Source organism: Stutzerimonas marianensis (assembly GCF_022810315.1).
In the GTDB taxonomy this organism is placed as follows: domain Bacteria; phylum Pseudomonadota; class Gammaproteobacteria; order Pseudomonadales; family Pseudomonadaceae; genus Stutzerimonas; species Stutzerimonas marianensis.
This window is the reverse complement of the sequence record NZ_JALGRD010000010.1, coordinates 15,946-38,942: the sequence shown is the minus strand read 5'-3', so window position 1 is coordinate 38,942 and position 22,997 is coordinate 15,946. Positions and strand designations below refer to the sequence as shown.

The 22,997-nt window shown below is 65.3% G+C and carries 23 protein-coding genes; 8 read left to right on the top strand and 15 right to left on the bottom strand.

Annotated elements, in window-relative coordinates:
* Positions 1–28: 28 nt before the first annotated feature.
* The 4 genes from MST27_RS17595 to znuA all read right to left on the bottom strand — a co-directional run bounded on the left by MST27_RS17595 (position 29) and on the right by znuA (position 5,283).
* Positions 29–898, bottom strand: coding sequence for a DMT family transporter (locus MST27_RS17595; protein ID WP_243607239.1), 870 nt, complete (start codon positions 896–898; stop codon positions 29–31).
* A gap of 357 nt (positions 899–1,255) precedes the next feature.
* Positions 1,256–1,951, bottom strand: a complete 696-nt coding sequence (locus MST27_RS17590) for a TSCPD domain-containing protein (RefSeq protein ID WP_243607238.1) — start codon at positions 1,949–1,951, stop codon at positions 1,256–1,258.
* 47 nt (positions 1,952–1,998) lie between these two features.
* Positions 1,999–4,149, bottom strand: a complete 2,151-nt coding sequence (locus MST27_RS17585; protein ID WP_243607237.1) for an adenosylcobalamin-dependent ribonucleoside-diphosphate reductase — start codon at positions 4,147–4,149, stop codon at positions 1,999–2,001.
* A gap of 132 nt (positions 4,150–4,281) precedes the next feature.
* Positions 4,282–5,283 carry a zinc ABC transporter substrate-binding protein ZnuA gene (znuA, locus tag MST27_RS17580; RefSeq protein ID WP_243607236.1) on the bottom strand — a complete coding sequence of 334 codons (1,002 nt, stop codon included), beginning with the start codon at positions 5,281–5,283 and terminating at the stop codon, positions 4,282–4,284.
* 65 nt (positions 5,284–5,348) lie between these two features.
* Here znuA and zur point away from each other — a divergent pair, with 65 nt between their 5' ends.
* The 4 genes from zur to MST27_RS17560 all read left to right on the top strand — a co-directional run bounded on the left by zur (position 5,349) and on the right by MST27_RS17560 (position 8,120).
* Complete coding sequence (gene zur, locus MST27_RS17575; RefSeq protein WP_243607235.1) at positions 5,349–5,834, top strand: zinc uptake transcriptional repressor Zur; 486 nt, start codon at positions 5,349–5,351, stop codon at positions 5,832–5,834.
* Positions 5,831–6,601 carry a zinc ABC transporter ATP-binding protein ZnuC gene (gene znuC / locus MST27_RS17570; RefSeq protein ID WP_243607234.1) on the top strand — a complete coding sequence of 257 codons (771 nt, stop codon included), beginning with the start codon at positions 5,831–5,833 and terminating at the stop codon, positions 6,599–6,601. The genes zur and znuC overlap by 4 nt, the downstream gene beginning before the upstream one ends.
* 168 nt (positions 6,602–6,769) lie before the next feature.
* Positions 6,770–7,552 (top strand): zinc ABC transporter permease subunit ZnuB, encoded by a 783-nt coding sequence (gene znuB / locus MST27_RS17565; protein WP_243607233.1) that lies wholly within the window; start codon positions 6,770–6,772, stop codon positions 7,550–7,552.
* A 70-nt stretch (positions 7,553–7,622) separates the two neighbouring features.
* Positions 7,623–8,120: a M48 metallopeptidase family protein gene (locus MST27_RS17560; RefSeq protein WP_243607232.1), complete on the top strand. Its 498-nt coding sequence runs from the start codon at positions 7,623–7,625 to the stop codon at positions 8,118–8,120.
* A 238-nt stretch (positions 8,121–8,358) separates the two neighbouring features.
* On the opposite strand, the gene katE is transcribed toward MST27_RS17560, so the two are convergent.
* On the bottom strand, positions 8,359–10,506 hold the full coding sequence (gene katE, locus MST27_RS17555; protein ID WP_275973292.1) for a catalase HPII: 2,148 nt from the start codon (positions 10,504–10,506) through the stop codon (positions 8,359–8,361).
* 269 nt (positions 10,507–10,775) lie between these two features.
* On the opposite strand from katE, the gene MST27_RS17550 reads away from it, so the two are divergent.
* The 3 genes from MST27_RS17550 to MST27_RS17540 are packed head-to-tail and all read left to right on the top strand — an operon-like array spanning position 10,776 to position 13,265.
* The gene (locus tag MST27_RS17550) at positions 10,776–11,783 is read left to right on the top strand and encodes a methionine ABC transporter ATP-binding protein (protein ID WP_243607230.1); all 1,008 of its coding nucleotides are present in this window, start codon (positions 10,776–10,778) and stop codon (positions 11,781–11,783) included.
* On the top strand, positions 11,783–12,448 hold the full coding sequence (locus MST27_RS17545) for a methionine ABC transporter permease (RefSeq protein ID WP_243607229.1): 666 nt from the start codon (positions 11,783–11,785) through the stop codon (positions 12,446–12,448). Before MST27_RS17550 ends, MST27_RS17545 begins: the two co-directional genes overlap by 1 nt.
* 43 nt (positions 12,449–12,491) lie before the next feature.
* Positions 12,492–13,265: a MetQ/NlpA family ABC transporter substrate-binding protein gene (locus tag MST27_RS17540; protein WP_243607228.1), complete on the top strand. Its 774-nt coding sequence runs from the start codon at positions 12,492–12,494 to the stop codon at positions 13,263–13,265.
* A 154-nt stretch (positions 13,266–13,419) separates the two neighbouring features.
* Here the strand turns inward: MST27_RS17540 and MST27_RS17535 are convergent, their stop codons facing one another.
* From MST27_RS17535 to MST27_RS17505, 7 genes are all read right to left on the bottom strand, one after another.
* Entirely contained in the window at positions 13,420–14,187 is a 768-nt protein-coding gene (locus tag MST27_RS17535) for a heme ABC transporter ATP-binding protein (RefSeq protein ID WP_243607227.1), read from the bottom strand.
* Positions 14,187–15,224, bottom strand: a complete 1,038-nt coding sequence (locus tag MST27_RS17530; RefSeq protein WP_476756133.1) for a FecCD family ABC transporter permease — start codon at positions 15,222–15,224, stop codon at positions 14,187–14,189. Before MST27_RS17530 ends, MST27_RS17535 begins: the two co-directional genes overlap by 1 nt.
* A gap of 321 nt (positions 15,225–15,545) precedes the next feature.
* The gene (locus MST27_RS17525; protein ID WP_243607226.1) at positions 15,546–16,181 is read right to left on the bottom strand and encodes an SCO family protein; all 636 of its coding nucleotides are present in this window, start codon (positions 16,179–16,181) and stop codon (positions 15,546–15,548) included.
* A 16-nt stretch (positions 16,182–16,197) separates the two neighbouring features.
* Positions 16,198–17,097, bottom strand: coding sequence for a heme o synthase (gene cyoE / locus MST27_RS17520; protein WP_243607225.1), 900 nt, complete (start codon positions 17,095–17,097; stop codon positions 16,198–16,200).
* A 17-nt stretch (positions 17,098–17,114) separates the two neighbouring features.
* Entirely contained in the window at positions 17,115–18,176 is a 1,062-nt protein-coding gene (locus MST27_RS17515; RefSeq protein ID WP_243607224.1) for a COX15/CtaA family protein, read from the bottom strand.
* A gap of 56 nt (positions 18,177–18,232) precedes the next feature.
* Positions 18,233–18,823 carry a hypothetical protein gene (locus MST27_RS17510; protein WP_243607223.1) on the bottom strand — a complete coding sequence of 197 codons (591 nt, stop codon included), beginning with the start codon at positions 18,821–18,823 and terminating at the stop codon, positions 18,233–18,235.
* A complete protein-coding gene (locus MST27_RS17505) occupies positions 18,820–19,527 on the bottom strand; it encodes an SURF1 family protein (RefSeq protein WP_243607222.1) in 708 nt (235 codons plus the stop codon). The genes MST27_RS17510 and MST27_RS17505 overlap by 4 nt, the downstream gene beginning before the upstream one ends.
* A gap of 82 nt (positions 19,528–19,609) precedes the next feature.
* Here MST27_RS17505 and MST27_RS17500 point away from each other — a divergent pair, with 82 nt between their 5' ends.
* The gene (locus MST27_RS17500; RefSeq protein WP_243607221.1) at positions 19,610–19,813 is read left to right on the top strand and encodes a twin transmembrane helix small protein; all 204 of its coding nucleotides are present in this window, start codon (positions 19,610–19,612) and stop codon (positions 19,811–19,813) included.
* 9 nt (positions 19,814–19,822) lie between these two features.
* On the opposite strand, the gene MST27_RS17495 is transcribed toward MST27_RS17500, so the two are convergent.
* Genes MST27_RS17495 through ctaD form a run of 3 tightly spaced genes read right to left on the bottom strand, consistent with a single transcriptional unit; the run spans position 19,823 to position 22,983 of the window.
* Positions 19,823–20,722 carry a cytochrome c oxidase subunit 3 gene (locus tag MST27_RS17495; protein WP_243607220.1) on the bottom strand — a complete coding sequence of 300 codons (900 nt, stop codon included), beginning with the start codon at positions 20,720–20,722 and terminating at the stop codon, positions 19,823–19,825.
* Positions 20,719–21,300: a cytochrome c oxidase assembly protein gene (locus tag MST27_RS17490; protein WP_243607219.1), complete on the bottom strand. Its 582-nt coding sequence runs from the start codon at positions 21,298–21,300 to the stop codon at positions 20,719–20,721. Before MST27_RS17490 ends, MST27_RS17495 begins: the two co-directional genes overlap by 4 nt.
* A gap of 51 nt (positions 21,301–21,351) precedes the next feature.
* Entirely contained in the window at positions 21,352–22,983 is a 1,632-nt protein-coding gene (gene ctaD, locus MST27_RS17485) for a cytochrome c oxidase subunit I (protein WP_243607218.1), read from the bottom strand.
* Positions 22,984–22,997 lie beyond the last annotated feature (14 nt).

Here is a 22,997-nt window from a genome sequence, read left to right as displayed (position 1 = left end):
GCAGCCGATCGGCTGCCCGGCTCACACTTCAGGAGCGCTGCTGCGGCGCGGCCCTGAACACCAGCGCCAGCCCCACGAGGATCGCGCCCATGCCCAGCAGGCCAAGGCGCGACAAGGCATTGCCGAGAAACAGGTAATCCATCCCAACAGTCACGACCGGCACCAGGTAGAACAGGCTGGTGACGTTGACCAGATTGCCGGTCTGGATCATCCGATACAGCAACAGCTGCGCCGCGACCGAGATGACCAGGCCCAGCCAGAGAACCGGCACGATGAAGCCGGCGACCGCTTCGAATCGCACTGGTTGAAAGGGCACGAAGAGCAGGCACAGCGACAAGGTCACTGCGTACTGCAGGGGCAGCACCTCGACCGGGCTCTGGCGTATCTGTCGCTGGAGAATCGCACCGAGTGTCATGCAGAGCAGCGCGCCAAAGGCGAACAGCATCCCGTTCAGTGAGAAGCACGCCAGCACCAGGCTCTGAAAGACGACTGCCGCCAACCCGAGCAGCGCCAGTAGCAAGCCCGCGAGACGTAGCAGCGAGAAGCGGCGTTCCAGCAACACCAGCGTAAGGATCGGCTGGACGCCAAGCAGCGTCGCGATCACTCCGGGCGTGATGCCGAATGCCATGGCCTGGAAGTAGCAGATCGAATAACAGCCAATCATCAGCAGCCCCGTGGCCGTCACGTGCAGCCCGGAGCCCGGGGCAGGTTTCAAGCGGCGCCGATACAGCCCGATGCTGACGACCGCTGCCAGTGCCAAAGCGAACCGTACGATCAGCAGCGCAAACGGGGTGCCGTGATCCAGCCCCCAGCGGGTAAAGATGGCCGCGCTGCCCCAAAGCAGCACGAACAGCGTCATGACGCCGTAGGACGTCCAAAGCGATTTGTCGAAATTCATGAATCATCACCTGTCGAATCGAAACAGGCCTCAGCCGAGGGCAAGCAAGCACGCGCATCGGCTCGCAAGGGCCGAATTGCCGAGGCTGAAGCTGTGAAGTGGGCGAATCAGCCCAGCGCTACCGCCTGTGGAGGTGGCGGCGCGATTGCCAGAACGGCAACGACAGATGAAGGGGGTGCGATCGCGCACAGCCGCGCCATGCCGAGACCGGCTGGCTTCGATGAAACAGGGCTGTGGGCAATGGAAGGCATCAAACGGGAACCAGGGAAGGTGGTCGTGGAGCAAAATTAGCAGAGCCGGGCCCGCCGGGTAAAGGGGCCTGGCGGCGTAGCTGGTCAGGCTACAAGGCGCACCGGCTCAGCCGCACTTTGAATTGCCACAATTCAGGCAGGTTGCGCAGCCGTCCATCTGCACGACCGCCTGCGTGCTGCACTTGCTGCACAGCTGAGCGCCCGGCGGAAAGCCCTCGCCCGGCTCCACAGTCGCACCGCCCTGGCTGGCCTCATAGGCGGCGCGCTTCTCGGCCAGGTACTGGCGCTGGGTTTCGTCGAGCGCCTGCCCTTCGAGCAGGCCGATGGCGATCAGATGACGTTCCAGCACCGCGCCAATCTCGGCAACGATCGACGGCATGTAGACGCCGCCCTTCTTGAGGTAGCCGCCGCGGGGATCGAATACCGCTTTCAGCTCTTCGACGAGGAAGGTGCAATCACCACCCTTGCGGAACACCGCGGACATGATCCGCGTGAGCGCTACGATCCACTGAAAGTGATCCATGTTCTTCGAGTTGATAAAGATCTCGAACGGCCGGCGCTGCTCATGAGGCGTGCCGGCGTTGAGCACCACGTCGTTGACGGTGACATAGAGCGCGTGCTCGAACAGCGGCGACTTGATCTTGTAAGTCATGCCGACCAGCGTTTCGGGGCGCTGCAGGCTTTCGTCCATCTCCACCACGGTGACCTTGCCGCTGGCGTTGTCCGGCGTGACGGCCGGGCGTTCCAGGGTTTCGTCGACAACCTTGAAACCCTTGATGCGCTGGGTGATCTTGACGGTCATTGCACTTCTCCATCCGCACGGCGCGCCGCGCGGTTATCAGACGGGGCTCAATATTTGCCGTAGTAGCCTTCTTTCAAGGCATCGAACAGGTTCGCGGCGGTGTTCACTTCGCCGTCGTATTCCACTTCCTCGTTGCCCTTGAGTTCGACCACGCTGCCGTCCTCGAGGATGAAGCGATAGAGCGTCTTCTCCAGATCGGCCTCCTTGACCAGCACGCCCTGGAAGGCCGCCGGGTTGAAGCGGAAGGTGGTGCAGCCCTTGAGGCCCTGGTGCCAGGCGTAGCGGTAGATATCCTTGAACGCTTCGAAGGGGTAATCGGTCGGCACGTTGGCGGTCTTGGAGATCGACGAGTCGACCCACTTCTGCGCCGCGGCCTGGATGTCCACATGCTGGGTCGGGCTGACGTCATCGGCGGTGATGAAGTAGTCCGGCAGCTTCTCGCCCGGCTCGTCGGACCCGGGTCTGGCGCGCGCGTTGATCAGGGTGCGGTACGCCAGCAGCTCGTAGCTGAACACCTCGATCTTCTCCTTGGCCTTGCGCCCCGGGCGGATCAGATTGCGCGAGTACTGATGGGCGAAGCTCGGCTCGATGCCGTTGGAGGCGTTGTTGGCCAGGCTCAGGCTGATGGTGCCGGTCGGCGCGATGGAACTGTGGTGGGTGAAACGCGCGCCCTGCTCGGCCAGGGCGTCGACCAGATCCGGGGCGAATTCGGCGACCTTCTGCATATAACGCGAATAGCGGGCATGCAGGACACGGCCGAGGGCCCTGTCGCCGACCTTGTAGCCGTCCTTCTTCATCTCGGGACGCTTGCGCAGCATCTCGGCAGTGACCTCGAAGGTCTCGGCCAGTAGCGGTGCAGGGCCCTTCTCCTTCGACAACGCCAGCGCCTCTTCCCAGCCGACCAGCGCCATCTCGCGGGCCACCTCTTCAGTGAACACGCAGGCTTCCGGGCTGCCATAACGCAGCTTGAGCAGGGTCAGGGCCGAGCCGAGGCCGAGGAAGCCCATGCCGTGACGGCGCTTGCTCTCGATCTCGTGGCGCTGCTGCTCCAGCGGCAGGCCGTTGATCTCGACGACGTTGTCCAGCATGCGGGTGAAGACGCGCACCACCTCGCGGTACCTGTCCCAGTCGAAGCGCGCCTCGGCGCCGAACGGGTCGATGACGAAACGGGTCAGGTTGATCGAACCGAGCAGGCAGGAGCCGTACGGCGGCAACGGCTGCTCACCGCAGGGGTTGGTGGCGCGGATCGCTTCGCACCACCAGTTGTTGTTCAGCTGGTTGACCCGGTCGATGAGGATGAAGCCCGGCTCGGCGTAGTCGTAGGTGGAGACCATGATCATGTCCCACAGATGCCGCGCCTTGACCCGCCCGTAGGTCTTGCAGGCGACCAGACCGTCCTCGCGGACGACGTAGCCGTCGTGGCTCGGCCATTCGCGCCAGAGCACCTGCTCCGGGTCGCCGAGGTCGTGGTCGGCCTTTTCCTTGAGGTGCAGCGGAAAGATCAGCGGCCATTCGGCGTCGCTTTCCACCGCTTGCATGAATTCGTCGGTGATCAGCAGGCTCAGGTTGAACTGACGCAGACGGCCGTCCTCGCGCTTGGCGCGGATGAACTCGCGCACGTCCGGGTGGCCGACGTCGAAGGTGCCCATCTGCGCACCGCGGCGGCCGCCGGCCGAACTCACGGTGAAGCACATCTTGTCGAAGATATCCATGAACGACAGCGGGCCGCTGGTGTGTGCACCGGCGCCGGAAACGAACGAGCCGCGCGGGCGCAGGGTGCTGAACTCGTAGCCGATGCCGCAGCCGGCCTTGAGCGTCAGCCCGGCTTCATGGACCTTGCCGAGGATGTCGTCCATCGAGTCGGCGATGGTGCCGGACACGGTGCAGTTGATGGTTGAGGTGGCGGGTTTGTAGTCCTGCGCGCCGGCGTTGGAGATGATCCGCCCGGCCGGGATGGCGCCGTTGCGCAGCGCCCAGAGGAAGCGCTCGTACCAGTGCTCGCGTCGCTCGGCCGGCTCGACATCGGCCAACGCGCGGGCGACCCGCTGCCAGGTGGCGTCTACGCTGTCATCGACGGCGCTGCCATCCTTGCGGGCCAGGCGATACTTTTGCGACCAGATGTCCTCGGAGGCCGCCTGTAGGGGGATGTCGGGAGTGGTCTTCGTCTCTGCCGCGATGGGCCCGTCCGTCTTCGCCATGCGCTGCGCATCCTCGTGTCGATGAAATCCAGATCACGAAGGATAGTCAGCAGCGCCAGCGGCACTATGACGTGCATCAAGTTGACCGACGGATGACCCCTGCTCCGCCCGACGGCAGCGGCCGGGTTGCGCTCAAAGCGACTCCAGGCACCCGGCCAGCGAGCTTCCGAGGGTGTCGATCAGGAGCTCATAGCCCTGCGCGGTCGGCGCGATCTCATAGCCCAGTGCGTCCAGCTCCGCGACCTTGGCCGGCAGGCCGCGGACTAGGCTGTCGGCCAGACGCGGGCGCACCGGCGGTTCATAGAACACGCAGCTGGGGCCGGCCTGCTCCAGACGCTCGCGCATGGCAGCGACGTGGCGCGCGCCGGGCTGCGCTTCGCCACCGGCACTGAACACGCCGGCATGGCCGAGGCCATAAGCCGCCTCGAAATAGTCGTAGGCTTCGTGGAAGACGAAGTAAGGTTTGGCGCGCACCTTGCCCAGGCGTGCCTGCAGCCGCTCATCGAGCGCGTCCAGGCGCTGGCGGAAGGTGGCCAGGTTGGTGGCGTAGCGCTCGGCGTTGGCCGGATCGATTTCGGCAAGCTGATGAGCCATGTCTTCGGCGATCACCCGTGCGTTGGCCGGCAGCAGCCAGAGGTGAGCATCCAGACTGCCGGGGCGGTGGTCATGGTCATGCTCGTGGGTATCGGCGGCTGGCGCATCGTGATCGTGATCGTGATCGTGATCGTCATGCTCGTGGTTATCGTGGGCGGCATGGGCTGCGTCGCCATGCGCATTGTGCGCATGCGCGTCGCCGAAATGGCGCAAGGTCATGCCGGGCAGCGCCTGGACCGCGATGCTGGGTTTCTCGCGCCCCCTGAGTACCGGTGACAGGAAGCTCTCCATGTCCGGGCCGATCCAGTAGAACAGATCGGCACTGCGGATCTGCCGTACGTCGGATGGCCGCATCGCGTAATGGTGCGGCGAAGCGCCGGGCGGAAGCAGAACGGCGGGTTGGCCGACACCGTCCTGAACGGCCGCGGCAATCAGCTGCAGCGGCTTGATGCTAGTCAGCACCTCGACCTCGGCATGGGCCTGGACGCTGCCGAACAGCAGGGCGGAAACGAACACGGGGAGCGAAAAAAGACGGAACACGGGCAACACTCGATTGAACTGAATGGGTAACATAATAACGTCTCCCAGCTACAGCGTCTCCGCCCATGCCCAAGTCCCCGCTGGCCTGCACGCCTCATGACCACGAGCACTGCGTCAGCAGTGCACTGGCCGAAGCCGACCAACTTTGCGAGCGCTCCGGTGTTCGCCTGACCGCCCTGCGCAAACGCGTGCTGGAACTGGTCTGGCAGAGCCACAAGCCGCTCGGCGCCTATGACATCCTGGCCGAGCTGAGCGCCCAGGACGGTCGCCGCGCCGCCCCGCCTACCGTCTACCGAGCACTCGACTTCCTGCTCGAGAACGGCCTGGTGCACCGCATCGCCTCGCTCAACGCCTTCATCGGTTGCAACCATCCGGAGCACCCGCATCAGGGTCAGTTCCTGATCTGCCGTAACTGCCACACCGCCATCGAGCTCGAGCAGCCAGCGATCAGCGAGGCCATCGACGAAGCGGCGCGCGGCGTCGCTTTCCAGGTCGAGGGCCAGACGGTGGAAGTGGTCGGTCTTTGCGGTCAGTGCCGGAAAGCGGCATGAGCGACGCGCTGATCCGCCTGGATGACATCCATGTGCGCTTTGCCAATCAGGCCGTGCTGGAGGGGGCTCAACTGCAGGTGCACCAGGGCGAGATCGTCACCCTGATCGGCCCCAACGGCGCGGGCAAGACGACGCTCGTACGGGCAGTGCTCGGCCTGCTGAAGGCCGACAGCGGCACGGTCTGGCGCAAGCCACGGCTGCGCGTCGGCTACATGCCGCAGAAGCTGCACGTCGACGCCACCCTGCCCTTGTCGGTGCTGCGCTTCCTGCGGCTGGTGCCCGGCGTGGACCGTGCCGGTGCCCTGGCCGCGCTGAGCGAGGTCGGCGCCGAACATGTAGTCGATAGTCCGCTGCAATCCGTTTCGGGGGGCGAGATGCAACGGGTGCTGCTGGCCCGCGCCCTGCTGCGCCAACCGGAACTGCTGGTACTGGACGAACCCGTACAGGGCGTGGACGTTTCCGGGCAGGCCGAGCTCTACCGGCTGATCGGTCGATTGCGCGACCGCTACGGTTGCGGCGTGCTGATGGTGTCGCACGACCTGCACCTGGTGATGAGCGCCACCGACCAGGTGGTCTGCCTGAACCGCCACGTCTGCTGCTCGGGCCATCCGGAACAGGTCAGCACCGACCCGGCCTTCGTCGAACTCTTCGGCCAGGACGCGCGCAGCCTGGCGGTCTATCACCACCAGCACGACCACAGCCATGACCTGCACGGCAGTGTCGTCACCGGCACCCCTCACGTCCACGGCCCGAACTGCAAACACTAGTAGGGCCTATTGATGCTTTGTCACGGCCGCGCCGGATCCAGTTTTAGCGCGGGGCAAGGCATGAGGAGAGAAGTTTGGTTATGCCAAATAAACGACGAACAACGCAGCCCCGCGCTAAAACTGGCCCGGCCCTTCGGGTTGCGCGTCAAAGCATCAATAGGCCCTAGCATGCCCGACTTTCTTCTCAACGCCCTGCTCGCCGGCCTTGCCCTGGCGCTGGTGGCCGGCCCGCTCGGCTCCTTCGTGGTCTGGCGGCGGATGGCCTACTTTGGCGATACCCTCTCCCACTCAGCCCTGCTTGGCGTGGCCCTCGGGTTGATGCTCGACGTCAACCTGACCCTGGCCGTGACCTTCTGCTGCGTGCTGCTCGCGGTCCTGCTGGTCACGCTGCAACAGCGCCAGCCACTGGCCTCCGATACCCTGCTCGGCATCCTCGCCCATAGCAGCCTGTCGCTCGGGCTGGTGTCGCTGAGTTTCATGCAGAACGTGCGCATCGACCTGATGGGCTATCTGTTCGGCGATCTGCTGGCGGTGAGCCTCACCGATCTGGCGTGGATCGTCGCCGGCTGCGCCCTGGTTCTGCTCGCCCTGATCCCGCTGTGGCGCTCGCTGCTGGCGGTCACGGTGCACGAGGAGCTCGCCCGCGTCGAAGGGTTGCCGGTGACCGCGATCCGACTCGCGCTGATGCTGTTGATCGCCATGGTGATCGCCGTGGCGATGAAGATCGTCGGCGTGCTGCTGATCACCTCGCTGCTGATCATTCCCGCGGCCGCCGCGCAGCGCCACGCCCGCACGCCGGAACAGATGGCGCTGGGCGCGAGCATCCTGGGCATCGTCGCGGTGTGCCTGGGGCTGACGCTGTCCTGGTACGAGGACACACCGGCCGGCCCGTCCATCGTGGTCAGCGCCGCCGCGCTGTTCCTGCTCAGCTTCGCCTGGCCGAAGCGTTAGTGGCCGACTGTTCAGCGGGTCAATTTCCGCGAAATTGCCCTCAACCAACTCACCGCGTAGGCCACAGAGCATGACCGATCTCAAGTACCTGCGCGGCTACCCCGAGCCGCTGTTGGCTCAGGTGCGCCAGCTGATCGCCGAGGATCGCCTGGGCGACTACCTGTCACGACGCTATCCGGGGCGCCATCAGGTGCAGAGCGACAAGGCGCTGTACGGCTACGTGCAGCAGCTCAAGCAGGACCATCTGAAAAGCGCGCCGCCGATCGATAAGGTGCTCTACGACAATCGGCTGGACCTGACCCATCGCGCGCTGGGCCTGCATACCGCGGTGTCGCGGGTGCAGGGCGGCAAGCTCAAGGCGAAGAAGGAAATCCGTGTCGCCGCGCTGTTTCGCGAGGCGGCACCGGAGTTTCTCAAGATGATCGTGGTGCACGAGCTCGCCCACCTGCGTGAAAGCGAGCACAACCGCGCCTTCTACAAACTCTGTGAATACATGCTGCCGGACTACGGGCAGATCGAGTTCGACCTGCGCTGCTATCTGCATTTCCGGGAGCTGGCGACGCTCTGAGACCCCAGGTGTTGAGGGCAGCGCTTCGCCAGCAAGCAGGCTCGTGCGCAAAGCGGGCCGGGACAGCTGGTAGCCGGCCCAACCGCCGCATCGTGTAGAGGGCTACGGCCAACCACCTACGGCCGCGGAGCCGCCACGCCACACGAATCGCCCCGCCGGAGCGCCTGTCGTGAATCGACCGACGCCCCGAGCCAAGGTGCAGGCCGCTCGCCCAGCACGCTGGCGTCTACGTAGAGCGCTACGCCGGCACTTGCGCTGCCACTGCCTCGCGCGCCCAGATGCGGTGCTGCGCCAGCGCCTTGGCGAAGGCGCTGAACACATTACCCAGATCGCCCGCATCGCCCGCCACCAGGCCGGTGTCCTCCGGCAGGTTGAGCGCCGTGAGCAATTGCCGGGCATCACCCAGCACGGCGATCGGCTTGAGGTGCTTGTAGGCCTCGAGCAGGTAGTGCTTGGCCACGCCGGAGCCGAGCATTGCCTGCACGCTTTGCGCACCGCCGGGTACGAACACCGCATCGAAGGCGATCGACGGCATGCCATCCATCGCTGCGTCGGGGGTGAGCGTCTGCCCATCGGCGGTCTTCACCGGAGCCGGTGACGGCCCGATCAGCTTGGCCAGCGCACCTTCGTCGGCGAGCTTCTGCTTGAAGGCATCGATGGCCGCGCCATCCACGCCGTTGCCAATGAGGATCGCCACCTTGCGCGACTTGATGTTGCCGGACAGGTGATTGAGCAGGCTCAGCGCGGGCGAGCTGGCCGGTGTCGGCTGACGGGTCTGGACGGTCGGTGCCGTCGGCGGCGTGACGCCGATGTTTTCGGCCACCCGGCGCGCCAGTTCCAGGTCGATGTTGGCGAGGATTTCGTTGACCTGACGCTCGCGGATGAACACCCGCTCGACCTTGCCCAGTTCGAAGCTGTAGGCGCCGATGATGTGCTCCTTCTCCGCCGTACTCATGCTGTTCCAGAACAGCGTGGCCTGGGAGAAGTGATCGCCGAAGGATTCGCTGCGGTTGCGGATCTTGTGCCCCTCGACGCGTTCCGGGTAGCTCTCGAAACCGCCGCCCTGGGCTGCCGGCGGGGTTTCCTTGGGCCAGCCGCTATCGATGGAGTTGGGCTCGTAGTTGGCGCGCCCCTTGTTGATGGTCTGCCGGTGGAAGGCGTCGCGCTGGTTGTTATGCACTGGTGCAACGGGGCGGTTGATCGGGATTTCGTGGAAGTTCGGCCCGCCGAGACGCAGCAGCTGGGTATCGGTGTAGGAGAACAGCCGGCCCTGCAGCAGTGGGTCGTTGGTGAAATCGATGCCCGGCACGATGTGGCCGATGTGGAAGGCGGCCTGTTCGGTTTCGGCGAAATAGTTGTCCGGGTTGCGGTTCAAAGTCATCTTGCCGAGCTTCTGCACCGGCACCAGTTCCTCGGGGATGATCTTGGTCGGGTCGAGCAGGTCGAAGTCGAACTTATGTTCGTCGGCTTCCTCGACCACCTGCACGCCCAGCTCCCATTCGAAGTAGTCGCCCATCTCGATGGACTCCCACATGTCGCGGCGGTTGAAGTCCGGGTCCTTGCCGGCCAGCTTCAGGGTTTCGTCCCAGACCAGCGAGAAGGCGCCGGCGACCGGCTTCCAGTGGAATTTGACGAAGCGGCTGACGCCTTCGGCATTGATCAGGCGGAAGGTGTGCACGCCGAAGCCTTCCATCGCCCGGTAGCTGCGTGGCAGCGCGCGGTCGGACATGGTCCAGAGCACCATGTGCGCCGATTCGGGCGTCAGCGAGACGAAGTCCCAGAAATTGTCGTGGGCCGACTGGCCCTGGGGAATCTCGTTGTGCGGCTCGGGTTTGACCGCATGAACGAAGTCCGGAAATTTGATGGCGTCCTGGATGAAGAACACCGGCATGTTGTTGCCGACCAGGTCGAAATTGCCTTCGTCGGTGTAAAACTTGGTGGCGAAGCCGCGCACATCACGCACGGTATCGGCCGAGCCGCGCGAGCCCTGCACCGTGGAGAAACGCACGAACACCGGCGTCTCCTTGCCCTTCGCCGAGAGAAATGACGCCTTGGTCAGCGCGCTGTGGTCGTCGTAGCTGACGAACACGCCATGCGCCGCCGCGCCGCGGGCATGGACGATACGCTCGGGGATGCGCTCGTGGTCGAAGTGGGTGAGCTTCTCGCGCATGATGAAGTCTTCGAGCAGCGACGGCCCCCGGTCGCCGGCCTTCAGGGTGTTCTGGTTATCGGCGATCTTCACGCCCTGGTTGGTGGTCAGCGCTTCGCCAGTGGCATCGCTGCGGGTGACATCGAGGGCATCGAGCTTGGCATTGTGATTCTTGCGGTCGACGGTATCGGTACCGGCGAGCTCGCTGTGCTTGGGATCTTTGGACTGGGTCATCATCGGCCTCGGTTGAGCGTTCTGAGCTGAACCGCGAACGAACCTGGCCGCGACACGGGGCGGCCGATTGTGCGATCAATTCACGGCGTACCGGTTAGTGACCTGCGGCAAGGCTGCAAGGTTGCGCTGCGCGACGATTTACTCCATCTATCGAACCGATGGCTTGTCTCAATCAATGCCCGGCGTGCTACGCCGATGCGCTGCAAACGCGTAGAATGCTCGCCTTTCGCCGAGCATCCAGGCACTTACGACCGCACCCACAAGGTTCGCCCGTGATCGAATTCCAGCAAGTCCACAAAACCTATCGGACCGCCGGCCGCGATATTCCCGCGCTGCAACCGACGCAGCTGGAAATCGCCTCCGGTGAAGTGTTCGGTCTGATCGGCCATTCCGGCGCGGGCAAGAGCACCTTGCTGCGCCTGATCAACCGGCTCGAGGAACCGTCCGGCGGGCGCATTCTGGTCAACGGCGAGGACGTCACCGCGCTGGATGCCGATGGCCTGCGGCGCTTCCGCCAGCGCGTCGGAATGATCTTCCAGCACTTCAATCTGCTGATGTCCAAGACCGTGGCCGACAATGTCGCCATGCCGCTGCGCCTGGCCGGCATCCGCTCGCGCAGCGAGATCGACGCCCGCGTCGCCAGTCTGCTCGAACGCGTCGGACTCAAGGACCATGCCCGCAAGTACCCGGCGCAGCTTTCCGGCGGGCAGAAACAACGGGTCGGCATTGCCCGCGCGCTCGCCACCGAGCCGGACATCCTGCTCTGCGACGAGGCCACCAGCGCGCTGGACCCGCAGACCACCGCCTCGGTACTGCAACTGTTGGCGGAGATCAACGCCGAACTGAAGCTGACCATCGTGCTGATCACCCACGAGATGGACGTGATTCGCCGCGTCTGCGACCGCGTGGCGGTGATGGACGGCGGCGCGATCGTCGAGCAAGGCCCGGTCACCGAGGTCTTCCTGCACCCGAAACATCCCACCACCCAGCGATTCGTGCTCGAAGACGAGGCGGTCGACGAAGGCGAGCAGCGTGACGACTTCGCCCACGTGCCGGGCCGCATCCTGCGCCTGACCTTCCAGGGCGACGCCACCTACAAGCCGCTGCTGGGCACCGTGGCACGGGAGACAGGCGTGGATTTCAGCATCCTCTCGGGGCGCATCGATCGCATCAAGGAAACGCCCTACGGCCAGTTGACCCTCGCCCTGGTGGGTGGCGACATGACCGCCGCCCTGGCGCACCTGGACGCCGCTGACGTGCACGTGGAGGTACTGCGCTGATGGAAGCCCTCTTGGCAAACGTCGACTGGTACGAGATCTGGCTGGCCACGCTGGATACCCTGCTGATGCTCGGCGGCTCGCTGCTGTTCACCATTCTCCTCGGCCTGCCGCTGGGCGTGCTGCTGTTTCTCAGCGCCCCGCGCCAGCTGTTCGAGAACGGCCCGCTGTATGCCTTCCTCTCCTTCGTGGTCAACGTGCTGCGCTCGCTGCCGTTCATCATCCTCTTGATCGTGATGATTCCCTTCACCGTGCTGATCACCGGGACCTCGCTGGGCGTGGCCGGTGCCATCCCGCCGCTGGTGGTGGGCGCTGCACCCTTCTTCGCGCGACTGGTGGAAACCGCCCTACGCGAGGTGGACCGCGGCATCATCGAGGCGACCCAGGCGATGGGTGCCACCACCCGGCAGATCATCTTCAATGCCCTGCTGCCTGAGGCGCGTCCGGGCATCATCGCCGCCGTGACGGTCACTGCCATCACCCTCGTCTCCTATACCGCCATGGCGGGCGTGGTGGGCGCGGGCGGGCTGGGCGACCTGGCCATCCGCTTCGGCTACCAGCGCTTCCAGACCGACGTCATGGTGGTCACCGTGGTGTTGCTTCTGGTGCTGGTGCAGGTGCTGCAGAGCGTCGGCGACAGGCTGGTCACGTATTTCTCAAGAAAATAACTGCCTAACCGGCATCGCTACAGGAACCCACAAGGAGCCCTTCATGAAAAAACTGCTTGCCGCCCTGACCGCTGTCGCGGCCTTCTCCGCCCAGGCTGCCGACGAACTGAACGTCGCCGCCACTGCCGTTCCGCACGCGGAAATCCTCGAATTCGTCAAACCCCAGCTGGCCGAACAAGGCGTCGATCTGAAGGTCAAGGTCTTCACCGATTACGTCCAGCCGAACATCCAGGTCGCCGAAAAGCGCCTGGACGCCAACTTCTTCCAGCACCAGCCGTACCTGGATGAATTCAACAAGGGCAAGGGCACCGAGCTGGTCAGCGTGGCGGGCGTGCACATCGAGCCCTTCGGCGCCTACTCGAGCAAGCTGAAGTCGCTCGACGAGCTGCCCAAGGGCGCCACCGTGGTCATCCCCAACGACGCCACCAACGGCGGCCGCGCCCTGCTGCTGCTGGCCAAGGCCGGCGTGATCACGCTGAAGGACGGCGCTGGCATCACCGCCACGCCGAAGGACATCGCCGAGAACCCGAAGAACATCAAGATTCGCGAGCTGGAAGCCGCGACTCTGCCGCGCGTGCTGACCCAGGTCGACCTGGCGCTGATCAATACCAACTACGCGCTTGAAGCCAAGCTCAACCCCACCGAAGACGCCCTGTACATCGAAGGCAGCGACTCGCCCTACGTGAACATCCTGGTTGCCCGCCCGGACAACAAGGACAGCGCCGCCATGCAGAAGCTGACCGAGGCGCTGCACAGCGAAGCGGTCAAGCAGTTCATCGGCGAGAAATACAAGGGCGCCGTGGTTCCGGCGTTCTGACGCCTAAGAGCTGGCCCAACGAACCCCGCCCTGTGCGGGGTTTTTCGTGAGCGTAGATGCCCCGTGTAGATAAATTGGCCAGCTGCGCAGCTGAGCGCTTCGCGGCCAGGCTCACGCCTGCAAACCCGGTTTGGGTTTGAGCGCCTGTAAGGTTCTAGCGCACCACCACCAGCGGATGCCCCCGCTCGGGATGGCGCTGTACCAGTACATCCAGGCCGAACACCTCGCGCAGGGGCTCGGCCCGCAGCACGGCGTCGACCGAGCCCTGCAGGTGCGCACGCCCTTCGTGCAGCAGCAGCAGCCGATCGCAATAGCGCGCCGCCAGGTTGAGATCATGAAGGATCACCAGCACCGCCGCGCCGCGCTCGGCAAAGCCACGTACGGCCTGCAAGGTGCTGTGCTGATGCAAGGGATCGAGGGCAGAGGTCGGCTCGTCGAGCAGCAGCACCCGGCCTTCAGCGCCGGGCCAGAGCTGCGCCAGCACCCGCGCCAGGTGTACCCGCTGGCGTTCGCCCCCGGACAGCGACAGGTAACTGCGACCCTCGAGGTGGCTGGCATCAGCCGCCGCCAACGCCTGCTCGACGATCAGCCGATCCGCCGAACGCCCTTCTGAGTGGGGCAGGCGGCCCATGGCGACGACCTCCTCCACGCGAAAGCCAAAGCTCAGGCCGGACTGCTGCGGCAACACCGCCAGACGCTGGGCACGTTCGCGCGAAGGCCACTCATGCAGCGGGCGATCCGCCACCAGGACGCGCCCGGAGCTGGCCGTCAGTTCTCCGCTGAGCGCGCCGAGCAGGCTGCTCTTGCCGGCACCGTTCGGGCCCAGGACACCAAAGACCTCACCGGCTCGCAAGTGCAGATCGATGCCCTGCAGGACGCAACGGGCTCCGCGGCGCACCTCTAAGCTTTCCGCGCGGAGCATCAGTTGCGCCCCCGAACCAGCAGGAAGAGAAAGAAAGGCGCGCCGAGCAATGCGGTGACGATACCGATCGGCAGCTCGGCTGGTGCCAGCAGCAGCCGTGCCAGCAGGTCGGCGAACAGCAGCAGGCTGGCACCCGCCAAGGCCGACGCGGGCAGCAGCACGCGATGATCCGGCCCGCTGAGCAGACGGATCAGATGCGGCACCACCAGGCCGATGAAGCCGATCAACCCCGCCGCCGCTACCGCCGCACCGACGCCAAGGGCGGTGAGAAACACCAGTTCACGCTTGAGCGCTTCGACCGAATAGCCCAGATGACCGGCTTCGGATTCACCCAGCAGCAAGGCATTCAGCGCTGCCGCACGACGCGGCAACCAGAGCGCCACGCCCATGACGATGACCAGCAGCGGCCAGAGCCGGGCGTAGCTCGCACCGTTGAGGCTGCCCAGGTTCCAGAAGGTCAGGGTCCGCAGGGTGGCGTCATCGGCGAGGTAGGTGAACAGGCCAATGGCCGCCCCCGCCAACGCCGTCAGGGCGATACCGGCTAGCAGCATGGTGGCGACGCTGGTCTGCCCATCGCGCCGACCCAGGCGGTAGACCGTGGCGGTCACCACCAGCCCGCCCGCAAAGGCGCTCGCCGACAGCACGTAGGGTTCGAACGCGGAGGGCAGCCCGCCGAGCGCCGCGCCGAAGACGATGGCCACCGCGGCCCCCAGCGCCGCGCCGCTGGAGACGCCGATCAGCCCCGGATCGGCCAGCGGATTGCGAAACAGCCCTTGCATCGCCACCCCTGTCAGCGCCAGCACCGCACCGACCGCGAGCCCCAGCAGCGTGCGGGGCAAACGGATCTGGCCGAGGATGAGTTCGGCCTGGGCCAGCCCGGGGTCGGTCCCACCAAGCCCGAACAGGCTGAGCGCGGCGCGCCAGGTGTCACCCGGAGCAAGGCTCACCGGCCCGAGCGCGAGTGACAGCCAGATCGAGAGCAACAGGAGGACCGCCAGCAGCACGAACAGCAGGCGCGGAGGCAAGACGCGGGTCATCGGGACATGTCGGTAAGGGCCTGGGCGTGAGGATAAAAGGCTGCGGACAGCACCGCCAGCTCCAAGGGAAAGGGCGGCCCGAGCCGCCGACCAGCAAGGCCGGGTCGAGACTGTCGAGCCGTGGCGCGCGTGGCCACAACGAAGCCGGTGCCAAATGCCGCGCCGACGAGGCATCACGCTCAAGCCCCGTGTCGACCTACAACGCTGCCAAGCTGGCACAGACCTGCACGACCATGAGCGAACGGGCTGACTCAGTGCCACCAAGCTCGACCGCTGACGCGCCGGTTACTCTGGTCTGACTCCACTGGCACAGGCGGGTATTCAGCCGTCCTGGCCGATCACCGCCGGGAGCTGCTCAGCGAGCTTTTCGGTGCGCAACGGCGCGCGGATGAAGCCGCGCAGGCGGCCGTCGGGGCCGATGAGGGCGAGGTTGCCGCCGTGGTCGACGGTGTAGTTGTCCTTCGAGGTATCGGCGGGGATGAAGGGCACGCCCACGGCGTTGGCCAGGGTCTGGATGTCGTCCAGTGGGCCGGTGAGGCCGATGAAACCGGCCTTGAAATAGTCCAGATACATCTTGAGCTGCTCGGGCGTGTCCCGGTCAGGGTCGACACTGACCAGAATCGCCTGCATCCGCTGGCGCGTCTCGTCGGGCAGCATGCCCTGGAGCTGGCGCAGCTCGGCGAGGGTCGCCGGGCAGATGTCGGGACAGAAGGTGTAGCCGAAGAACAGCAGGTGCCAGCGGCCTTGCAGCTGCGCCGTGGTCATCGGCTCGCCGTCCTGGTTGGTCAGGGTCAGGTCCGGCACGTCGCGGCCCTGGGGCAGCATGACGATGCCGGCATCGAGCAGCGCGGCGGTATCGACCTGCTGGCCGGTATTGAGGACACGGTAGGCCGTCAGGCCAATGACCAGCGCAACCAGCGCCACGAGGATGAGTACGGTTTTCTGGATGCGGGTCATGAGATCCTGGGCCGAGCTAGAAGGTCAGCGGTAGATAATGATCAACGAGCAGGGCAATGAACAGGGCGAACAGGTACCAGATGCTGAACTTGAACGTCTTGATCGCCGCATGGGGCCGGCTGTCGCGGTAGAGCACGACCGCCCAGAACAGGAAGCGCGCGCCCAGGAGCACCGCGGCCGCCAGGTACAGCACGCCACTCATGTGAATGGCGAAGGGCATGACGCTTACGGCGAGCAACATCACGGTATAGAGCAGGATGTGCACCTTGGTGTAATGCTCGCCATGGGTCACCGGCAGCATCGGTACATTGACCTTGGCGTATTCGTCCTTGCGATGAATCGCCAGCGCCCAGAAGTGCGGTGGCGTCCAGGCGAAGATGATCAGCACCAGCAGCAAGGGTTCGGCGGTGATCTGCCCGGTCACGGCGACCCAGCCAAGCAACGGCGGCGCGGCGCCGGCCAGACCGCCGATCACGATGTTCTGCGGCGTGGCGCGCTTGAGAAAGCCGGTGTAGACGACGGCGTAGCCGACCAGCGAAGCCAGCGTCAGCCAGGCAGCCAGCGCGTTGGTGAAGGTCAGCAGCAGGCTCATCCCGGCCACGGCGAGCAGCAGCGCGAACAGCAGTGCCGCGCCCGGGGCTACCCGCCCCTCGGCCAGCGGCCGCTTGTGGGTGCGCGCCATCACCGAATCGATGCGACGGTCCACGACATGGTTGATTGCCGCCGCGCCGCCGGCACACAGGGCGATCCCCAGGTTGCCGAACAGCAGCACCGTCCAGGGCACCCCGGCACGGGTCGCGAGAAACATGCCCACCAGCGAGGTGATGAGCATCAGCAGCACCACCTTGGGCTTGGTCAGCTCGAGATAGTCGCGCCAGCTGGCCTGGGCGCCGCGTTCGCTGAGTAGAGTCGCCATGGAGGTTCTCCTTGTGGTCAAGCGCGGGGCAGGTCGAGCCCGCCCGTCGAGTTCGAATTCAGGGGTGACCGGCGCGTGGCGGCAACGGTCGCCGGGGCGCTCAAGTGCAGGCGGTGATTGATCAGCACGGTGACCAGCAGCAGCAGCGCGCCGCCGCCGTTGTGCGCAACGGCCACGGCAAGCGGCAGGTTGAGCAATACGTTGCTGATGCCCAGGCCGATCTGCAACGCCAGCGCTGCCAGCAGCAACGCGGCCAGGCGAGCGAGACCATGCCGCCAGAGCCGCCAGGCGAGCGTCAGCAGCACGAGGGTCACGACCAGCGCGCCAAGCCGATGCGTGAGGTGGATGGCCGTGCGTGCCTCGCCGTAGAGCAGGCCGCCGAGGTAGTTGGGGCCGATGTCATGGTGCGCGAGGTTGAAGGCGTTGGCGAAATCCATCGCCGGCCACCACTCGCCGTGGCAGGTCGGAAAGTCTGTGCAGGCGACCGCCGCGTAGTTGCTGCTGACCCAACCACCCAGCGTGACCTGAGCGACCACCACGGCCATGCCGATCGCCGCCAGCACCCTCAAACGGCTCGGCACGGGCGGGATCGCCGGTCGTCGTCCGGACAGCCGCAGGCTCAGCAGAAACAGCAGGCTCAGGGTCGCGAAGCCGCCCAACAGGTGCGCAGTGACCACCTGCGGCCACAGTTGCAGGGTGACCGTCCACATGCCGAAAGCGGCTTGTGCGATGACCACGGCAAGCAGCAGCAACGGCAGTTTCAACGGCTGGCCCGGCTGCGCCCGCTGCCGCACGGCCTGCACCGCAAGCCCGAGGATCACCAGCCCCAAGGCGCCGGCGAAGTAGCGATGGACCATCTCGTTCCAGCCTTTGTGCACCTCCAGCGGCGCCTCGGGAAAGCGCTGCGCCGCCAGGCTCTGGGCCTGTTCGCTCATCGGCACCGCGAGAAAGCCGTAGCACCCGGGCCAGTCCGGGCAGCCCAGACCGGCGTGGGTCAGCCGCGTGTAGGCGCCCAGCAACACCACGACCACGGCCAGTAGCGTGGCGATCACGGCGAGGCGGTATCCGGGTTTTGCCATGGTGTTCTCCTTGGGCGACCTCATTGGGACTTCAGCGAGGCGGGCGAGTGCCTTGATCAGCCGATCTGCGAGATCTTCAACAGGTGTTTGAGATCGTCCAGGATCGCCTTGCCCTTGGCATGCTCGTCGTAGCGCAGCACCAGATTGCCGAGCGGGTCGACGATCCACAGCTGCGCGCCTCTGGGCAGCGCGGCGTTCGCGTCATAGACGGCAGGGTCCAGCGTGTAGCGCTTGAGCTGCGGATACTCGCGCGTCAGGCGCTGTTCGTAGGCGTCTTCCAGCGCGGCCCCGACGGCCAGCGCATGGCCGGCACGCCCCGCCTCTCGCGCCAGGCCGATGTTGATCTGCCGCGCCAGGTACACCAGGTCCTGGCAGGCCTCGGCGCAGCCGTGCGGGGCCGTCACCAGCAGCTCCCAACGCGGTTCACTGGTCACCGGCGCGGTAATGCCGAGCGCGTCGCGCCCCTCCCCCGTGGCGATCAGTACACCGTCGTAACTGCGCGACTCGGGCACCCAGAAGCCAAAGCGATACATGGCCGAAGCCAGCAGCATCGGGCCAAGCACCACGGCGACGATGAGCAGCAATTGCAACCGACCACGGCGGCGCTGCGAGTGAGAGGGGTGAATGCCTGAGCTCATCGTGTTCATGGTCGGGTCCCCCGTGCCTGGTGCACGCCGAAATAGATGAACAGCGCCAGCAAGGCCACCGCCAGCGCGAACCACTGCACGGCGTAGCCAAGATGTTGCTGGGGTTGCATGGTGGTCACTGGCCAGTCGGCCCGGTACGCGGCCGGCCCCGGCTCGAGGCGCAATTCGTAGCCGATGCCATCGCGGTCGAGGGTCTGCCAGAGCGCCTCGATGTCGACGTGGTTGATCAGCCGCGGCCAGCCCTCGGCTTGCCGCCGGTTCAGTACGAACGGCTGGCCAGAGGGCGCATAGACCCAGGCGGCCAGTTTCAGAGGGCGATCGGGCGTGTCGAATTCGGGTGGGACGCGACGATCCGGCCAGGGAATCCAGCCGCGGTTGACCAACACCCAGCGCCCGCTCGGCTGGTCCTGGAACGGCTGGATCAACTCGACGCCGACCCGGCCGTCACGGGTCCGGCTGTCGAGCAGAAAGCTGTGCTCGGCATCGAAGCGGCCCTGCAGGTGGATGCGACTGTAGGCCGGCTCGGGCAAATGCTCGATCTGCTCGGGGCCGACCGGAGCGGCCTGCTGTTGCGCGTCCTGCCGGGCCAACATTTCGCGCTTCTGCTCGCCGCGCTCCAGTTGCCAGAACCCCAGCCAGACCAGCAGCGGCAACAGGATCAGGACCACCAGGGTCGGTACGAGGCCCGGTCGGAACCCGCTCATGCCCCGCCCCGCAGCACGTTGATAAGGCTGGCTATACTGCACCCCCACTTCCCCCAGTTCCCCTGTCACGGCGGACCCGCTCATGCTCAAGGCGGCGATTGTTCTGTTATTAGTGGCCACGCTGGTCAGTCTGTTCAGTGGTCTGTTCTTCCTGGTCAAGGACGAAAGCCGCAGCGCACGCCTGATCACGGCCCTCTTCGTGCGTGTTTCCCTCACCGCCCTGACCGTTGCGCTGATCGCCTGGGGCTTCTGGTCCGGCCAGCTGCAGCCCGGTTTCGGCCCCTAGCGCGGCCCGCTACAGCACGTAGACGAAGATGAACAGGCCAATCCACACCACGTCCACGAAGTGCCAATACCAGGCCGCTGCCTCGAACCCGAAGTGCTGCTCGGGCGTGAAGTGGCCGCGAAAGCTGCGCACCAGCATGACCGTCAGGATGATTGCGCCCATGGTCACGTGCGCACCGTGAAAGCCCGTGAGCATGAAGAAGGTCGCCCCGTAGATGCCCGACCCCAACGTCAGCCCGAGCTCGGTGTAGGCGTGCACGTATTCCTCGGCTTGCAGCGCCAGGAAGATCGCGCCCAGCAATATGGTGATGCCCAGCCCGAGCTTGAGCTGCTGGCGGTTGCCCTTGCGCAGCGCGTGGTGCGCCCAGGTCAGGGTGAAGCTGGAGCTGACCAGCAGAATGGTGTTGATCAGCGGTAGACCCCAGGGGCTGATCGTCCCCTCCGGCGCGGGATAGACCTTGGGGTCGGGATTGTTCAGCAGCGGCCAGCTGTATTCGAAATTGGGCCAGAGCATCGCACTGACGCCCTTGTCGCCGTCGCCGTCGAGCCAGGGCCCGACCCAGTAACGGATGTAGAACAGGGTGCCGAAAAAGGCCAGGAAGAACATGACCTCGGAGAAAATGAACCAGCTCATGCCCCAACGGAAGGAGCGGTCCATCTGCGCGCTGTAGAGCCCCGCTCGCCCTTCTCGTACCACGGCGCCGAACCAGCCGAACATCATGTAGGCGATCAGCAGGCCACCGACGAAGAAGATCACCGGGCCGGTTATCTCGTCGCGATCGGCCTTGAGGTCGTTGAACCAGGTACCCAGCCCGTAGACGGTGGTCAGCAGGGCGATGGTCCCGACGATGGGCCATTTGCTCTGGGCGGGAACGTAGTAGGGCTCGTGCGTGCTGGTCTGTTGGCTCATTGCAGACTCTCCTTGGCCGGCCGCGAGGCTGCCGGATCGAGCGCGGCGACAGGCGGCTGGCGGGACGTGATGTCGAACAGGGTGTAGGCGAGCGTCAGGTGACGCACATCCGCAGGCAGGTCACGGTCGACGATGAAACGCACGGGCATTTCGATGCGCTCACCGGGTTGCAGCACTTGCTGGGTGAAGCAGAAGCATTCGGTCTTGTGGAAGTAGGCGGCCGCCTTGGCCGGCGACACGCTGGGCACCGCCTGGGCGGTCATCGGCTTGTCGGTCGGGTTGTAGGCGACGAAGCGCATTTCCTGGCTGGATCCCGGGTTGACGTTGAGTTGGTCGGCCATCGGCTTGAATTCCCAGACCATCCCCGACGCGTTGGTGGCGAGAAACTGCACGCGAACCTCACGCGCTTCGTCGGCGGTCTGCGAGCCCTCATAGGCCCCGGCCGTCTTGCCGTTGATGCCGAAGGCCTGGCACATGACGTCATAGATCGGCACCAGTGCGAAGCCGAAGGCGAACATTGCCACCACGACGAACAGCAGGCGGCGGACCAGTTGCGCAAGGCTGAGATCGGTTTTCATGGGCGTTCTCTCGACAAGGCGGCAGGTTCCAGCCTCCAGCCTTCAATGGCCTCAGTCATCATGCTTGGGCCCCGTGCGATGCTCATGCAGGGTGTGCATGTCCGGCGGCACGCTGAAGGTGTGATAGGGCGCTGGCGACGGCACGCTCCACTCCAGCCCCTCGGCACCGTCCCAGGGCTTGGCCGGTGCCGCCGGGCCACCGCGGATGCACTTGATGACGATGAACAGGAACAGCAGCTGGGTCGCGCCGAACATGAAAGCGCCGATGCTGGAGACCATGTTGAAGTTGGCGAACATCATGTTGTAGTCCGGGATGCGCCGCGGCATGCCCGCCAGACCGACGAAGTGCATCGGGAAGAACGCCAGGTTCATGCCGACGAAGCTCATCCAGAAATGCAGCTTCGCCAGCGTTTCGTCATACATGTGTCCGGTCCACTTCGGCAGCCAGTAGTACGCCGAGGCGAAGATGCCGAAGATCGCCCCCGGCACCAGCACATAGTGGAAGTGCGCGACCACGAAGTAGGTGTCGTGGTACTGGAAGTCCGCCGGGGCGATGGCCAGCATCAACCCGGAGAAGCCGCCGATGGTGAAGAGGATCACGAAGGCCACGGCGAACAGCATGGGCGCCTCGAAGGTCAGCGAGCCGCGCCACATGGTCGACACCCAGTTGAACACCTTCACCCCGGTGGGCACGGCGATCAGCATGGTCGCGTACATGAAGAACAGCTCGCCCACCAGCGGAATGCCCACGGTGAACATGTGGTGCGACCAGACGATGAAGGACAGGAAGGCAATGGCCCCGGTGGCGTAGACCATCGAGGTGTAGCCGAACAGCGGCTTGCGCGAGAACGCCGGGATGATCGAGCTGACCGCGCCGAACGCCGGCAGGATCATGATGTACACCTCGGGATGGCCAAAGAACCAGAAGACGTGCTGGAACAGCACCGGATCGCCCCCACCGGCTGCGCTGAAGAAGCTGGTGCCGAAGTGGATGTCCATCAGCATCATGGTCACCACGCCGGCCAGCACCGGCATCACCGCGATGAGCAGGAAGGCGGTGATCAGCCAGGTCCAGACGAACAGCGGCATCTTCATCAGCGTCATGCCGGGCGCGCGCAGGTTGAGCACGGTGGCGATCACATTGATCGCGCCCATGATCGAGCTGATGCCCATGAGGTGGATGGCGAAGATGAAGAAGGTCACCGATTCGGGCGCGTAGGTCGTCGACAGCGGCGCGTAGAAGGTCCAGCCGAAGTTGGGCCCGCCCCCCTCCATGAACAGCGTGCTCACCAGCAGCCCGAACGCCGCCGGGAGCAGCCAGAAGCTGAAATTGTTCATCCGCGGCAGTGCCATGTCCGGCGCGCCGATCATCAGCGGGATCATCCAGTTGGCCAGGCCGACGAAGGCCGGCATCACCGCGCCGAACACCATGATCAGGCCGTGCATGGTGGTCATCTGGTTGAAGAACTCGGGCTGCACGATCTGCAGACCCGGCTGGAACAGCTCGGCGCGGATCACCATGGCCATCGAACCGCCGAGCAGAAAGGCGCAGAAGCTGAACCACAGGTACATCGAGCCGATGTCCTTGTGGTTGGTGGTCAGCAGCCAGCGGGAGATTCCCTTGGCCGGGCCATGGTGGTGGTCATGCTCGGCATGACCATGATCGTCGATCACTGCACTCATCGCCGCCACTCCTC